Origin of the sequence: Pseudonocardia sp. UM4_GMWB1 (assembly GCF_017312155.1) — a bacterium.
Taxonomy (GTDB): Bacteria; Actinomycetota; Actinomycetes; order Mycobacteriales; family Pseudonocardiaceae; genus Pseudonocardia; species Pseudonocardia alni.
In genome coordinates this window covers 3,091,018-3,105,750 of the sequence record NZ_QJPN01000001.1, presented here as the reverse complement: position 1 = coordinate 3,105,750, position 14,733 = coordinate 3,091,018, and the positions used below count along the sequence as shown (strand labels likewise).

The 14,733-nt window shown below is 75.9% G+C and carries 14 protein-coding genes; 1 reads left to right on the top strand and 13 read right to left on the bottom strand.

Translation table 11 applies throughout. The annotated features are described in order from the left end of the window. Positions 1–62: 62 nt before the first annotated feature. The 9 genes from DMP15_RS14840 to metK all read right to left on the bottom strand — a co-directional run bounded on the left by DMP15_RS14840 (position 63) and on the right by metK (position 11,240). The gene (locus tag DMP15_RS14840; protein ID WP_073574702.1) at positions 63–1,331 is read right to left on the bottom strand and encodes a bifunctional 3,4-dihydroxy-2-butanone-4-phosphate synthase/GTP cyclohydrolase II; all 1,269 of its coding nucleotides are present in this window, start codon (positions 1,329–1,331) and stop codon (positions 63–65) included. A 74-nt stretch (positions 1,332–1,405) separates the two neighbouring features. Next, positions 1,406–2,038 carry a riboflavin synthase gene (locus DMP15_RS14835; protein ID WP_073574701.1) on the bottom strand — a complete coding sequence of 211 codons (633 nt, stop codon included), beginning with the start codon at positions 2,036–2,038 and terminating at the stop codon, positions 1,406–1,408. A 12-nt stretch (positions 2,039–2,050) separates the two neighbouring features. Further along, on the bottom strand, positions 2,051–3,082 hold the full coding sequence (gene ribD, locus DMP15_RS14830) for a bifunctional diaminohydroxyphosphoribosylaminopyrimidine deaminase/5-amino-6-(5-phosphoribosylamino)uracil reductase RibD (RefSeq protein ID WP_337826696.1): 1,032 nt from the start codon (positions 3,080–3,082) through the stop codon (positions 2,051–2,053). 70 nt (positions 3,083–3,152) lie between these two features. Then, the gene (gene rpe / locus DMP15_RS14825; protein ID WP_073575281.1) at positions 3,153–3,839 is read right to left on the bottom strand and encodes a ribulose-phosphate 3-epimerase; all 687 of its coding nucleotides are present in this window, start codon (positions 3,837–3,839) and stop codon (positions 3,153–3,155) included. A 77-nt stretch (positions 3,840–3,916) separates the two neighbouring features. Next, a complete protein-coding gene (locus tag DMP15_RS14820; RefSeq protein WP_073575280.1) occupies positions 3,917–5,263 on the bottom strand; it encodes an RsmB/NOP family class I SAM-dependent RNA methyltransferase in 1,347 nt (448 codons plus the stop codon). A gap of 993 nt (positions 5,264–6,256) precedes the next feature. Then, a complete protein-coding gene (gene fmt, locus DMP15_RS14815; protein ID WP_073574700.1) occupies positions 6,257–7,189 on the bottom strand; it encodes a methionyl-tRNA formyltransferase in 933 nt (310 codons plus the stop codon). Continuing rightward, positions 7,186–7,734 (bottom strand): peptide deformylase, encoded by a 549-nt coding sequence (gene def / locus DMP15_RS14810; protein WP_062403164.1) that lies wholly within the window; start codon positions 7,732–7,734, stop codon positions 7,186–7,188. The genes fmt and def overlap by 4 nt, the downstream gene beginning before the upstream one ends. Before the next feature lie 103 nt (positions 7,735–7,837). Then, on the bottom strand, positions 7,838–9,940 hold the full coding sequence (locus DMP15_RS14805) for a primosomal protein N' (protein ID WP_073574699.1): 2,103 nt from the start codon (positions 9,938–9,940) through the stop codon (positions 7,838–7,840). Positions 9,941–10,037: 97 nt separating this feature from the next. Continuing rightward, positions 10,038–11,240 carry a methionine adenosyltransferase gene (gene metK, locus DMP15_RS14800; RefSeq protein WP_357437836.1) on the bottom strand — a complete coding sequence of 401 codons (1,203 nt, stop codon included), beginning with the start codon at positions 11,238–11,240 and terminating at the stop codon, positions 10,038–10,040. Between the two features lie 345 nt (positions 11,241–11,585). Here metK and DMP15_RS14795 point away from each other — a divergent pair, with 345 nt between their 5' ends. After that, the gene (locus tag DMP15_RS14795; protein ID WP_073574697.1) at positions 11,586–12,107 is read left to right on the top strand and encodes a hypothetical protein; all 522 of its coding nucleotides are present in this window, start codon (positions 11,586–11,588) and stop codon (positions 12,105–12,107) included. Between the two features lie 73 nt (positions 12,108–12,180). Here the strand turns inward: DMP15_RS14795 and coaBC are convergent, their stop codons facing one another. The 4 genes from coaBC to mihF are packed head-to-tail and all read right to left on the bottom strand — an operon-like array spanning position 12,181 to position 14,654. Beyond that, a complete protein-coding gene (gene coaBC, locus DMP15_RS14790; RefSeq protein WP_073574696.1) occupies positions 12,181–13,398 on the bottom strand; it encodes a bifunctional phosphopantothenoylcysteine decarboxylase/phosphopantothenate--cysteine ligase CoaBC in 1,218 nt (405 codons plus the stop codon). Between the two features lie 9 nt (positions 13,399–13,407). Beyond that, positions 13,408–13,677: a DNA-directed RNA polymerase subunit omega gene (gene rpoZ / locus DMP15_RS14785; RefSeq protein ID WP_073574695.1), complete on the bottom strand. Its 270-nt coding sequence runs from the start codon at positions 13,675–13,677 to the stop codon at positions 13,408–13,410. Between the two features lie 38 nt (positions 13,678–13,715). Continuing rightward, positions 13,716–14,327, bottom strand: coding sequence for a guanylate kinase (gmk, locus tag DMP15_RS14780; protein ID WP_434094383.1), 612 nt, complete (start codon positions 14,325–14,327; stop codon positions 13,716–13,718). A 12-nt stretch (positions 14,328–14,339) separates the two neighbouring features. After that, entirely contained in the window at positions 14,340–14,654 is a 315-nt protein-coding gene (gene mihF / locus DMP15_RS14775) for an integration host factor, actinobacterial type (RefSeq protein WP_020627642.1), read from the bottom strand. Positions 14,655–14,733 lie beyond the last annotated feature (79 nt).

Below are 14,733 nucleotides of genomic sequence, written 5' to 3'. Positions count from 1 at the left end.
TTCTCGCCTCTCGGCCCGCGCGCCGCGCCACGGGGTCTCCCGGTGGGCGGTGCGCGGCCGGGTCAGAGCGCCGGGTCGGCGACCTCGCCGAGGTCGGGCAGGTCGTGGCCCATCCGGTCGCGCTTGGTCCGCAGGTAGCGCAGGTTCTGCGGGGTCGCGCGCACCGGCATCGGCTCGCGACCGACGACGCGCAGCCCGTAGCCCTCCAGCCCGGCGCGCTTGTCCGGGTTGTTGGTGAGCAGCCGCATCGACTTCACGCCGAGGTCGGCGAGGATCTGGGCGCCGATGCCGTAGTCCCGGGCGTCGGCGGGCAGCCCCATCGCGAGGTTGGCGTCGACGGTGTCGGCGCCGGCCTCCTGGAGCTGGTAGGCCTGCAGCTTGTGCAGCAGGCCGATCCCCCGGCCCTCGTGTCCACGCATGTAGAGCACGACGCCGCGGCCCTCCTTGGCGACGGCCTCCAGGGCCGCGTCGAGCTGGGGGCCGCAGTCGCAGCGCAGCGAGCCGAGGACGTCTCCGGTGAGGCACTCGGAGTGCACCCGGACGAGCACGTCCTCGCCGTCGTCGGCGGGGGTGGCGACGTCGCCCATCACCATGGCGATGTGCTCGGTACCGTCGAGGGTGCAGTCGTAGCCGTGCGCGAGGAAGTCACCGTGGCCGGTGGGGATCCGCGCGGTAGCTACCCGCTCGACGTGCTTCTCGTAGCGGCGCCGGTAGGCGATGAGGTCGGCGATGGTGATCAGCGTGAGGTCGTGGTCGGCGGCGAACACGCCGAGTTCCTCGCCGCGGGCCATCTCTCCGGTGTTCTTCTCCGAGACGATCTCGCACAGCGCGCCGGCGGCGGGCAGGCCCGCCATCCGGGCGAGGTCGACCGCGGCCTCGGTGTGCCCGGGACGGCGCAGCACCCCGCCTTCACGGGCCTGCAGCGGCACGACGTGCCCGGGCCGGACCAGGTCGTGCCGGTCGGTCCCCGGGTCCGCGAGCGTGCGGATCGTGTGCGCACGGTCCTGGGCGGAGATGCCGGTGGTGACGCCCTCCTTCGCGTCCACTGTGACCGTGTACGCGGTGCGGAAGGAGTCGCGGTTGGTGTGGTGCATCGGCGGCAGGTCGAGCCGCTCGCAGGCCTCACCGGTGATGGCCACGCAGACGTAGCCGGAGGTGTAGCGGACGGTGAACGCCAGCAGCTCCGCGGTCGCCTTCGACGCGGCGAAGATCAGGTCGCCCTCGTTCTCGCGGTCCTCGTCGTCCATCACGACGACCGGCTTGCCCTCGGCGATGTCGGCGATGGCCTTCTCGATCTGGGCGAAGCGCTCGGCCCGCTCCGAGGGGGACATCGCGGTGTGCGGGGCGTCCGGCAACTTGCCCGACCCCTGGCCTGCCGGAGTGACCGGCGACGTCAACGGCTCGCTCACCGGGCGACCCCTTCCTGTCCGGACCCGGGCCCCTGCAGGTACCCCGCGGTCATGCGTTCCACGTACTTGGCGATCACGTCGACCTCCAGGTTGACCGGGTCCCCCGGGGCGCGCGACCCCAGTGTGGTCTCGGCGAGGGTCGTCGGGATCAGCGCCACCCCGAACCCGTCCGGGTACACGGTGGCGACGGTCAGCGAGACACCGTCGACGGCGACGGAGCCCTTCTCGACGACGTAGCGGGCGAGCTCGGCGGGCAGCGAGAACCGGACCTCGTCGCTGCGCTCGCCGGGGGTGCGGGAGACCACGGTGCCGATGCCGTCCACGTGCCCCTGCACGATGTGGCCGTCGAGCCGGCCACCGGCGGGCACGGCGCGCTCCAGGTTGACCCCGGACCCGGCACCGACGGCGCCGAGCGAGGTCCGCTTCAGCGTCTCGGGCACCAGCTCCAGGGTGAGCGTGGCCGCGCCCTGCCCGGTGACGACGGCGGTGAGACAACAGCCGTTCACCGCGACCGACTCCCCGTGCCCGACCTCGGCGGCCAGTGCCGCGCGCACGGTCAGCACGACGACGTCGTCGTCGGTGCGGACGTCGACGACCTCGCCGACCTCCTCCACGATCCCGGTGAACATCGCCCGTCCCTCCTACTGCGGCACGTCCGGCCCGGTCGGGCCGGATGCCGGTCGTGCGTCGATGACCACGTCGTCGCCGACGCGGTGGATCTCGTCCACGTGCAACCGAACGATGTCGGCGATCGTTACCACGCCCGCGTCACCGAGGGCGTGCGGTCCCGCGCCGAGCAGGGCCGGGGCCAGGTGCACGAGCACCCGGTCGACGAGTCCTGCGGCGACGAACGCACCGGCGAGGGTCGGTCCGCCCTCGAGGAGCACGTCCACCACGGTCCGGTGGCTGAGCTCGGCGAGCACCTCCCCCGGATCGCGGGTGCGGAGGTGGAGCACGTCGGCGGTGCCGGCTTCGTCGGTCCGGGCCAGCCGGGCGCCGGGCGGGACGTCGCGGTGTCCCACCACCACCCGCAGGGGCTGGTGGGAGAACAAGGTGCCGTCGGGCCGGCGGGCGGTCAGCGCCGGGTCGTCGGACAGGACGGTACCCGTGCCCGCGACGATCGCGTCCATCCTGCGGCGCAGGTCATGCACCGTGCCGCGCGCGGCCGGGCCGGTGATCCAGCGGCTGGTGCCGTCGGCGGCGGCGACGCGGCCGTCGAGCGTGGTGGCGACCTTCCAGGTCACGTGGGGGCGTCCGGTGCGCGTGCGGTGCAGCCAGCCGCGCAGCGGACCGAGCGCGACCTCGTCGGCGAGCGTGCCGAGTGTCACATCTACTCCGGCGGCGCGCAGCCGGTCCAGACCGCCCGCGGCGACGGGGTTCGGGTCGGCGACCGCGGCGTGCACGCGGGCGATACCCGCCTCCAGGAGACCTTCCACGCACGGCGGGGTGCGGCCGGTGTGGTTGCACGGTTCGAGGGTGACCACCGCGGTGCCGCCCGCGGCCCGCGGGCCCGCCGCGGCGAGCGCGACCCGTTCGGCGTGCGGGCCGCCGGGTCGTGCGGTGGCGCCGACACCTGCCACCTCGCCGTGCCGGTCGAGGATGACGCAGCCGACCGCCGGGTTGGGGCTGGTGGTGCCGTGGACCTCCACGGATGCGGCCAGGGCACGGCGCATCGCCGCCACCGTGCGGCGGTCCGGGCCGGTCGAGCCGTCCACTGCTCCTCGCTCCGGGGCCGGGGCGGGCTCAGCCGGCCCAGCGGTGCGGGTTCGCGCGGCGGACGCTGTCGCGCAGCGCGGCGACGGCGCGGCCCGGGTCCTCGGCGCCGTAGACGGCCGACCCGGCGACGAAGCAGTCGACGCCGGCCTCGGCGGCCGCGTCGATGGTGTCGGCGTTGATGCCGCCGTCGATCTCGACGAGCACGGTGAGGTGCCCGGTGTCGACCAGGTTGCGGACGGTGCGGACCTTGTCGAGGACCTCGGGGATGAAGCTCTGCCCGCCGAAGCCGGGCTCGACGCTCATGACCAGCAACGTGTCGTAGTGGCGGAGCACCTCGACCCAGGGGTCGAGCGGGGTGCCGGGCTTGATCGACAGCCCGGCGAGGGACCCGGCGGCGCGCAGGTTCTTGGCGAGCATCACCGGATCGTGGGCGGCCTCGGCGTGCACGGTGACGTTGCGGGCGCCCGCCTCGGCGTAGCCCGGGGCCCAGCGGTCCGGGTCCTCGATCATCAGGTGGCAGTCGAGCGGGATGTCGGTGGCGGCGCGCAGGCTCTGCACCACCGGCAGGCCGAGCGTCAGGTTCGGCACGAAGTGCGCGTCCATGACGTCGACGTGCAGCCAGTCCGCGCCGTTCCCGGTCCCGTCGCCGCCCACGGCGGCGGCCTCCTCGCCGAGTCGGGCGAAGTCGGCCGAGAGGATGCTGGGCGCGATCATCGGGTGCACGCCGAGGAGGTTACTGGCCGCTCGCCGGCGGCCCCGCACCCGTGGGCGAGGCCGCCGTCACACCGCGGTCAGTCGTCGAGCGGGCGGCGCAGCAGCGCCAGGAACATCGCGTCGGTGCCGTGCACGTGCGGCCACAGCTGGACGGTCGGCCCGTCCCCGAGGCCGGGGACCTCGCCGGGCAGCCAGGCGCGCGCGTCGAGCTGTTCGACGGCACCGGCCGGGCCGGGGCGTCCGTCGCGGCCGACGATCCGGCCGACGACGCCGGCGGTCTCCGACACGTGCGGCGAGCAGGTGACGTAGGCGACGACGCCGCCGGGTCGGACATGACGCAGCGCAGCGACGAGCAGCTCGCGCTGCAGCCGGGTCAGCGTCGCGATGTCCTCGGGGCGGCGCCGCCAGCGGGCCTCGGGGCGGCGGCGCAGCGCGCCCAGCCCGGTGCAGGGCGCGTCGACGAGCACCCGGTCGTAGCCGCCGTCGGGCAGCGGGGCCTCCCGGCCGTCGGCGACGTGCACGGTGACCGGCAGCTCCGCGACGGACCGGCGCACGAGATCGGCGCGGTGCTGGCTGGACTCGACCGCGTCGAGCGTCCCGCCCCGGGCGGCGACGAGCCCGCCCAGCAGCGACGCCTTTCCGCCCGGCCCGGCGCACAGGTCGAGCCAGCGACCGGTGTCCTCGCCCCGCAGCTCGGCCCGGGCGAGCGCGGCGGCGACGAGCTGGCTGCCCTCGTCCTGGACGATCGCGAGCCCCTCGGCGACGGCGTCGAGCTCGCCGACGTCGCCGCTGCCCGGTTCCAGGTGCACCCCGTAGGGCGAGTAGGGCGCCTGCTCGCCGCCGGTGGCGAGGGCCAGCTCCTCGGCGGTGATCTCGCCGGGCCGGGCGAGCAGGTGCACGCGCGGTCGGGTGTCGTCGGCGGCGAGGGCGGCGGTCAGCTCCTCACCGGTCCCGCCGAGCGCGTCGGCGAAGGCCTGCGCGATCCAGCGCGGGTGGGCGTGGCGCAGCGCGGCGTCGCCGACCGGGTCCTCGGCGGGGTCGGGGGCGAGGCGGTCGAGCCACTCGGCCTCGGTGTGCTCGCCGATGCGGCGCAGCACCGCGTTGACGAACCCGGCCGACTGCGAACCGTGATCGGACCGGACCAGCTCGACGCAGGTGGTGACGGCCGCGTGGTCGGGCACCCGGGTGCGCAGCAGCTGGTAGGCGCCCAGGCGCAGCGCGTCGAGCAGGGCGTGCTCGATCTTGGCCAGCGGGCGGTCGGTGCAGGCGTCGATGATCGTGTCGAGCAGGCCCTGGGCGCGCAGGGTGCCGTAGCCGAGCTCGGTCGCCAGGCCGGCGTCGCGGTCGCGCAGCCGGTGGCGGCGCAGGATGCCGGGCAGTGCGAGGTTGGCGTAGGCGTCGCGCTCGCGGACGGCGGTCAGCAGCTCGTAGGCCGCCTGCCGGGCGGGGTCGACGGCCGGGGGCCTGCCGGGGCCGCTGCGGCCGCGGGGCGGGCCGGAGTTGCGGGGGCCGGAGGTGCGCTCGCGGCGGGGGCCGCGGTCGCCGCCACGGTCCCCACGGTCGTCGCGACCGCCGCGGCGGTCGTCCCCGCGGTCGGGGCGGGGACGGTCGCCCTGCGGGCGGTCACTGCGGGGACGGTCACTGCGGGCGCGGTCGCCCTGGGGTCGGTCGCCCCGGGGCCGGTCGCCACGCGGGCGGTCGTCACGGTCGTACGGCGGACGGTCACCGCGGGGGCGGTCGTCGCGGGGGCGGTCGTCACGTCGGTCGGGGCGGGGCCCGTCGCCGTGGGCACGGTCGCCGCCGGGGCGGTCGCCGCGCGGGCGGTCGTCACGGGAGCGGTTGTCACGGTCCCGGGGCCGGTCCCCACGGGGCCGACCGTCGCGGGAGCGGTCCCCGCCGCGGGCGCGGTCGTCGCCCCGCGGCCGGTCGTCACGGCCCCGGAACGGGCGGTCGCCGCGGGGACGGTCGTCGCGCGACCGGTCCCCGCCGTCGCGCGGTCGGGCCACGTCGCCGCCGGAGCGGGAGTGGCTGGGCCGGTCGGAGTCGCGCCACCCACCACCACGGCGCTCCCCGGAGCCGCCCGGACCACCGGAGCCGGACCCGCCGCGCCGGTCGCCGGACCCCGGGCCGCCGCCCCAGCCGGACCCGGTGCGCGGGCCGCGGTCGTCGCGCGACCGGTCCCCGCGGGCCCGGTCACCGCCCGACCTGTCGCCGCCGCGGTGCCGGTCGTCGCCGGCGCGCCGCTCGGGGCGGTCGGACCGGTCGGGCCGGTCGCGGTCGGGTCGGGGGTCCTGCTCGCTCACGTGGTCTCCTCGGCGGGGTCCGCCGTGGCCGGGGGCCGGCCGTCGTCCGGGATGTCGGGAAGTCGGTGTGGTGTCGGGAGGTCGGTGCGCCGGACCGCGGCGGGTGGCGGCGGGTCAGCCCAGGTACTCGACGCCGTCGATCCGGGCGCCGCGGGCCCAGTCCGGTGCGGGCATGAACCGCTTGCCCTTCGGCTTCACCTCGCCCAGCTCGACGGGGACGGTCGCGGTCCCGGCCAGCACCCGGCGGCGCTCGACCCGCAGCTCCCCCGGCGCGAGCTCGACCTCACCGGTGCGCAACGGGCGGACCGGGCCGAGCCCGAGGCGGTCGTCGCGGAACCCGCACCACGCGCCGGGCTCGGGGGTGACCGAGCGGATCAGCCGGTCCAGCGCGGCGGCCGGGGTGGTGAAGTCGGCGCGGGCGTCGGCGGTCGTGACCTTCGGCGCGAGCGAGACCCCCTCGGCGGGCTGCGGGACGGCGGTCAGCGTGCCGTCGGCGATGCCGTCCAGGGTCGCGGCGAGCAACCGGGCACCGGACTCGGCGAGCCTGCCCAGCAGGTCGCCCGCGGTGTCGGTCGCGCCGACGGTCTCGGTGACCAGGCCGTAGGTGGGCCCAGTGTCCATGCCCTCCTCGAGCCGGAACGTGGTGGCGCCGGTGACGTCGTCGCCGTGCCGGATCGCGGACTGCACCGGGGCCGCGCCGCGCCAGGCGGGCAGCAGCGAGAAGTGCAGGTTGACCCAGCCGTGGACGGGCACGTCCAGCACCGGGCGGGGCAGCAGCGCCCCGTAGGCGACGACCGGTGCGCAGTCCGGGGCGAGCGCGCGCAGGGTGTCGAGGAACTCCGGGCCCGACGGCTTCGCGGGGGTCAGCACGGGGATCCCCGCCGCGTCGGCGAGCTCGCCGACCGGGGAGCGGGTGAGCCTGCGGCCGCGCCCGGCGGGGGCGTCCGGGCGGGTCAGCACCGCGACGACCTCGTGGCCGGGGTGCTCCAGCAGCGCCCGCAGCGACGGCACCGCCGGGTCGGGGGTGCCGGCGAACAGCAGCCTCATCGGGCCTTGCCGAACATGGGGTGCGGGCTCGCCTTGACGACCGGCTCGGGCTCGCCGAACCAGGCGGCCTCCCGGATCTCGCGCATCGCCAGCTTGCGGGTCTCGGCGTCGAGCCGGTCGACGAACAGCACGCCGTCGAGGTGGTCGGTCTCGTGCTGGATGGCCCGCGCCAGCAGCTCGGAGCCCTCGACCACCTGCGGCTCACCGTGCATGTCCCAGCCCCGCGCGACGACGTGCAGCTTGCGCCGGCAGTCCCAGCCGAGCCCGGGGATGGACAGGCAGCCCTCCATGCCGAACTGCTCGTCCTCACCGACGGCCTCCCAGGTCGGGTTGACCAGGTGCCCGGAGAAACCGTCGCAGTCGTAGACGAACACCCGCTTGCCGACGCCGATCTGCGGCGCGGCCAGACCGGCACCGCCCTCGTCGTGCATGGTGTCGGTCAGGTCGCTGACGAGCTTGCGCAGCTCCGCGTCGAAGTCGGTGACCTCGGTGGCGCGGGTGCGCAGGACCGGGTCGCCGAACAGCCGGACGGGCTGGATGGGCACGGGCTTCCCCTCACGGCGGACGAGTGCGGTGGTCAGCGCTCCATTGTGCCACTGCGGCACCGCCGGTCCCGTCCGGTGTCACGGCGGTGACGCGGCGCACCGCTCAGTCGATCTCGTCGGGGTCGAGCCGGACCCGGACGGTCTCGGGGGCCTTGCGGGCGGTGCGCAGGGCCTGCGCGTCGTGCAGGGCACGGGCCAGGTCGCGACCGGCGCGGCGCGGGACCCGCAGCAGCGCGCGCTCGCGGACCTCGTCGGCGGTGCCGTGACCGGCGCCGGGCCGGTCCGGCGGGTCGATCTCGACCGGTCCGAGCAGCTCCACCCCCTCGGGCGGGGACGGGTCGACGCGCCCGGTGCCGAGCACCGCGTCGCAGATCTCGGCGACGGCGGCGGGCGGCCCCTCCACCGAGGCCATCCGGATCGCGGGCGGGAACCCCACCTCGGCGCGTTCGGCGAGCTCGGCCTCGGCGTGCCCGGCCGGGTCCCACCGCACCAGCGCCTGCACCGTCGGCACCGACGCCTCGGCGACGACGACGACCCGTCCGCCGTCGGTGTGCGGCACGACCCCGGCGGCCGCGGCGAACCAGCGGCGCAGCGTCTCCTCGGCGACGCGCAGGTCGGGCCGGGCGAGCATCGCCCAGCCGTCGAGCAGCAGCGCGGCGCCGTAGCCGGCCCCGCCGCCGTCGACGACCGGCTCCGCCCCCGGCGTGGCGACGACCAGCGCGGGCCCGGGCGGGACGGTGTCGAGCACCTCGGCGCCCCCGCCGGAGGTCCGCACGGTGACACCGGGGAAGGCGCGGCCGAGCTCCTCGGCGGTGCGCCCGGCGCCGACCACCCCGGCCCGCAGCCGTCGCGACCCGCAGTGCCCGCAGCGGAACGCCGGCTCGGCCCGGCCGCACCAGCGGCAGGCGGGCAGTGCACCCTCGGAACCCGCGCCGGAACGCGGCAGGCCCAGCGGGCCCGCGCAGTGCCGGCAGCGGGCCGCGTCGCGGCAGGACGCGCACGCCAGGAACGGCAGGTAGCCCGACCGCGGCACCTGCACCAGCACCGGGCGCCCGGCGGTCAGCGCGGCGCGGGCGGCCTCGAACGCGACGCCCGGGACGCGGGCCGCGCGGGCGGCCGGGTCCCGCACGAGCTGGGTGTCGGTCTCCCCGATCGCGGTGACCCGCGGCATCCGGGCACGCACCCCGGCACGGTCGGCCGCGATGGGACTGGCCCAGCGGGTCTCGACGAGCAGCTGCGCCTCGGCGGTCCGGGCGAACCCCGCGAGCAGCAGCGCGGCGCCCTCGCGGTGCGCGCGCAGCACCAGCACGTCGCGGACCTGCGGGTAGGGGGCTCGGGGCTCGGAGTGGGAGTCGTCGCCGTCGTCCCAGACGGCCAGCAGGCCGAGCTCGCCGAGCGGGGCGAACGCCGCGGACCGGGTGCCGACGACGACCCGCACGCTCCCCCGCCGCACCGCCAGCCAGCGCCGGTAGCGCTCGGCGGGCCCGAGCTCCGCGGTCAGGGCGACCACCCCGTCCTCGCCGAGCAGCGCCGCGCAGGCGCCGTGCAGCCGGGCGACGTCACGCTGGTCGGGCACGACGAGCAGGGCCGAGCGTCCGGCCGACCGGGTGGCGACGGCGGCCTCGGCCAGCCGGGCCGCCCACTCCTCCCCCGGCAGCGCCTGCCAGACGGCGTGCGCGGCGCGCCCGCCCGCCAGCGCGTCGAGGAACGCCCCGCCGCGCGGGTAGGCCTCCCAGCCCGCACGGTCGACCGGGGCAGGCTCGGCGGCGCCGCGTTCCCGCGGGCTCTCGGACTCGACGCGGGCGTGCCGGGCGGGCACCGCGAGGCGCAGGACGTCGGCCATCACCCCGGCGTAGCGGTCGGCGACGGCCCGGGCCAGCCCGGCCACCTCGGCGGTGAGCACCGGTTCGGGCGAGACGACCTTGTCGACCCAGGCGAGCTTCCCGGCGTGGGCGGTGTCGTCGGAGCGCTCCAGCAGGAAGCCGTCGACCAGGCGGCCGGCGAAGCGCACCCGCACCCGCACACCGGGGACGGCGGCGTCGTCGAGATGGGTCGGGACGCGGTAGTCGAAGGTCCGGTCCAGGTGCGGCAGCGCGACGTCGACCAGCACCCGCGCGACCGGACGGGCCGGGGCGGGCTGCCACTGCCCCCGGTCGCGCCCCGGGCGGCGGGCGCGGGCCGCCGGTGCCGTACGCGGAGAGCTCACGTCGAGGGTCTACCACGCGGCACCGACGCCACCCGGAGACGCCCGTGGCCGCCGACCGCGCGGGGCGGTCGACGGCCACGGGGCACGTGCTCGGCGCTCAGCCGCCGGCGACCGACTTCAGGGCGTCGGCGCGGGAGGTGTCCTCCCACGGCAGCTCGACGTCGGTGCGGCCGAAGTGGCCGTACGCGGCGGTCGGCCCGTAGATCGGGCGCAGCAGCTTCAGGTCGCGGATGATCGCGGCCGGGCGCAGGTCGAAGACCTCCTCGATGGCGGCCTGGATCCGCGCCGGGTCGACGTTCTCCGTGCCGAAGGTCTCCACGAACAGCCCGACCGGGGCGGCCTTGCCGATCGCGTAGGCGACCTGGACCTCGATCCGCCCGGCGAGCCCGGCGGCGACGGCGTTCTTGGCGACCCACCGCATGGCGTATGCGGCGGAGCGGTCGACCTTCGACGGGTCCTTGCCGGAGAAGGCGCCGCCACCGTGGCGGGCCATGCCGCCGTAGGTGTCGACGATGATCTTGCGGCCGGTGAGGCCCGCGTCACCCATCGGGCCGCCGAGCACGAAGCGGCCGGTCGGGTTGACCAGCAGCCGCGGCTGCGACGGGTCCCAGCCCAGCGCCTCCACCTCGGGCGTGACGACGTGCTTGAGGATGTCGGGAGCCAGCATGCCGTCGAGGTCGACGTCCGCGGCGTGCTGGGAGGACAGGACCACGGTGTCGAGCCGGACCGGCTTGTCGCCGTCGTACTCGATGGTGACCTGGGTCTTCCCGTCCGGGCGCAGGTAGGGCAGCGTGCCGTTCTTGCGGACCTCGGTCAGCCGGCGCGACAGGCGGTGCGCCAGCGCGATCGGCAGCGGCATCAGCTCGGGGGTGTCCTCGCAGGCGTAGCCGAACATCAGGCCCTGGTCGCCGGCGCCCTGCTTGGCGATCTCGTCCTCGGCGGACTCGACGCGCTTCTCGTAGGCGGTGTCGACCCCCTGGGCGATGTCGGGCGACTGCGCACCGATGGCGATGTTGACGCCACAGGAGGAGCCGTCGAAGCCCTTGGCGGAGGAGTCGTAGCCGATCTCGAGGATCTTCTCCCGCACCAGCTGCGGGATCTCGACGTAGGCGTTGGTGGTGACCTCACCGGCGACGTGCACCTGACCGGTGGTCACCAGGGTCTCGACGGCGACCCGGCTGCTCGGGTCCTGCGCGAGCATGGCGTCGAGGATCGTGTCGCTGACCGCGTCACAGATCTTGTCGGGGTGGCCCTCGGTGACCGACTCGCTGGTGAACAGGCGACGGCTCGTGTTGGACACGCGCAGTTTCTCCATCCCGTTGGAAACGTTCTCCGCTCCGGCGCGACGACGTCGTCGCGCTCGCTCGGACGCACGACCATGATCGCGAGCGCCCCTCGGATGCAGGGTAGTCCAGACCGGCCGCCCGTACGGGACTCGCACGAGGGAACTCACACACGGAGCGTGACAACACCCGGAGAATCCGCTACCCGGTGTCGCCGGATGGGGTGATTGACCCTCTGCTCACGAATCGAACGGGCGTCGGCTCGTTGGGCGGGACAACACCTCGCACGCCCCGCGGGGTCGCCCACGAACGGATCCGCACGGTGGCCTCCCCGGCCCCGGCGGCACGGAGGTTGTTCCACCATGAAGCCGAACTCGCGACGCGTCGCAGCCGTCCTCGGCGCACTGGCCGTGGCCGGCGTCACCACCACCGGCATCGTCGCCGGCACCGCGTCGGCCGCCGGTACCGGCACCTGCACCCAGAGCGTCAACGTCCGCTCCGAGCCCGAGGCCGACGCGCCGATCGTCGGCGTGTGCGAGCGGGGTGAGTCCACCTCGACCGGAGAGACCCAGGACGGGTTCGTCGAGCTCCCCGAGTACGGCGGCTGGGCGATGACCCGGTACGTCTCGACCTCCGGCTCCGAGGGCTACGGGTCGTCGGAGGACTCGCTGACCCCGAGCAGCGCCGAGCGGTCGGCCCCGTCGACCTCGTCGCCGTCCACGTCGAGCCCGCGCTCGACCTCCTCGGCGACGCCGTCCACGTCCTCGCCGCGGTCGACCTCGTCGGCCACGCCGTCCACGTCGGGTGAGGGGTCGGGCGAGGGGTCCGACTCCTCCTCCGACGAGGCGGAGCCGACGCGCAGCTCCTTCTTCGACGAGGACTGAGTCCGGTCGCACACGACGACGGGCCCGCACCGGGGGTTCTCCGGTGCGGGCCCGTCGTCGTGTCCGGGGGTGCTCAGCGCAGGCGCGGGACGACCGCGTCCCAGATGCGGGAGGCGAGCAGCGCCTTCGAGCCGAACGGCAGCTCGTCCTCGCCGCCGTCGCGGGCGAGCAGCCAGCCGGCGTTGTCCGTGGTCTCGAAGGCCTTGCCGTCGCCGACCGCGTTCACCACCAGCAGGTCACAGCCCTTGCGGGCGAGTTTGGCGCGGCCGTGGTGGAGCACGTCCCCGTCGGCGTCGCCGGTCTCGGCGGCGAACCCGACCACGACCTGACCCGACCGCGGCGGGTCGGCCACGAGCCCGGCGAGGATGTCGGGGTTCTGGGTCAGCCGCAGCGGCGCCGGCTCCGCGTCGCCGCGCTTGATCTTGTCGGCGGCGGTGTCGACCGGCCGGAAGTCCGCGACGGCGGCGGCCATCACCACGGCGTCCGCGTCCACGGCCGCACCGCGGACGGCGGCCTCCATGGCGACGGCGGTCCCCGCGGCGACCACGTCCACCCCCGCCGGGGCGCCGAGGTCCGCGGTGTGCCCGGCGACGAGCGTCACCCGCGCGCCGCGCTGGGCGGCGACCCGGGCCAGCGCCCAGCCCTGCCGGCCCGAGGACCGGTTGCCGAGGAAGCGGACCGGGTCGAGGTCCTCCCGGGTCCCACCGGCACTGACGACCACGTGGCGGCCCTCCAGGTCCCGCGGCAGCGCGTCCGGGCGCTCCAGCAGCAGCCGGGCCAGGTCGACGATCTCGGCCGGGTCGGGCAGCCGGCCCTTGCCGGTGTCCGCGCCGGTCAGCCGGCCCGCGGCGGGTTCGATCACCACCGTGCCGCGGGCGCGCAGCAGGGCGACGTTGTCGACCGTCGCGGGGTGCTCCCACATCTCGGTGTGCATCGCGGGCGCCAGCACCACCGGGCACCGGGCGGTCAGCAGCGCCGCGGTCAGCAGGTCGTCGGAGCGGCCGTGCGCGAGGCGGGCCATGAGGTCCGCGGTGGCCGGGGCGACGACGACGAGGTCCGCGCCCTTGCCCAGGGCCACGTGCGGCACCTCGTGGACGTCGTGGAACACCCCGGTGGCGACGGGCCGGCCGGACAGGGCCTCGAACGTCGCGGCCCCGACGAACCGCAGCGCGGACTCGGTGGGGATCACCCGCACCGCGTGGCCGGACTCGGTCAGGCGACGCAGCACCTCGGCGCTCTTGTAGGCGGCGATGCCGCCGGAGACGCCGAGGAGCACCTCGGGAGGAGCCATCGAGAGGTCTTACTCGCCCTCGGTGTGCTCGAGCATCCCCGCCTGGATCTCGCGCATCGCGATCGACAGCGGCTTCTCGCGCGGGCCCGGCTCGACGAGCGGGCCGACGTACTCGAGCAGGCCCTCACCGAGCTGGGAGTAGTAGTCGTTGATCTGCCGGGCGCGCTTGGCCGCGTAGATGACCAGAGCGTACTTCGAGCTGACCTGGCCGAGCAGGTCGTCGATCGGCGGGTAGGTGATGCCCTCGGGGGCGGTGGCGGTGCCGGTGGGCGTGCTCACGTGGTGGACTCCTGAAGAACGAGGGGGACCTGGGGCGCTCAGACGGCGCCGCGGTCGACCGCCAATGCTACCAACCGGCCGATCACGGCCTGCAGGTCGTCGTTGACGACCACCTCGTCGAACTCCCCCTGGGCGTCCATCTCCTCGATGGCGGTCCGCAGCCGGCGCTCGCGCTGCTCGGGGGTGTCGGTGCCGCGGTCGGTGAGCCGGCGGGCCAGCTCCTCCATCGAGGGTGGCGCGACGAAGACGGTGACGGCCTCGGGCAGGACCCGTTTGACCGACCGGGCGCCCTGCAGGTCGACCTCGACCAGGACCGGACGGCCCCGGTCGAGAGCCTGCTCGACGGGCACCCGGGGCGTGCCGGAGCGCTGCAGCCCGCCGTGCACCTCGGCCCACTCGAGGAGTTCGCCGCGCTCGATGAGCGCGTCGAACTCCTCGCGGGACACGAAGCGGTAGTCACGGCCGTCCACCTCGCCCGGCCGCGCGGGCCGGGTCGTGGCGGACACGCTGAACAGCAGCTCCGGCAGCGCCTCGCGCAGTCCCGCGACCACGCTGCTCTTGCCCACCCCGGACGGCCCGGCCAGCACGAGCAGCCGCCCGCGGGCGGGGCCGGTCCGGCCGGAGGGCATGACGGAGGAGGTGTCGGTCACGGGACGCCCGGATCAGCTCGGGTAGCGCTCGAGCAGCGCCTTGCGCTGCCGGTCACCCAGGCCACGCAGACGGCGGCTGGTCGCGATCTCCAGCTCCTCCATGATCTGCTGGGCGCGGACCTTGCCGACGTTCGGCAGGGCCTCGAGCAGAGCCGAGACCTTCATCTTGCCGAGGACCTCGTCGGTCTCGGCCTTCTTCAGCACCTCCTCGAGGGTGGTGCCGCCGCGCTTGAGGCGGTCCTTCAGCTCGGCCCGGGCCCGGCGCGCGGCCGCGGCCTTCTCCAGCGCGGCGGCGCGCTGTTCCTCGGTCAGCTGGGGAAGGGCCACGGTTGGTTCCTCCGTACTTTCCTGTGTCGTTCTCGTCGTTCTCGCCGCCGTGATCCCGGCTCGCGCCGGGGTGTCGCGT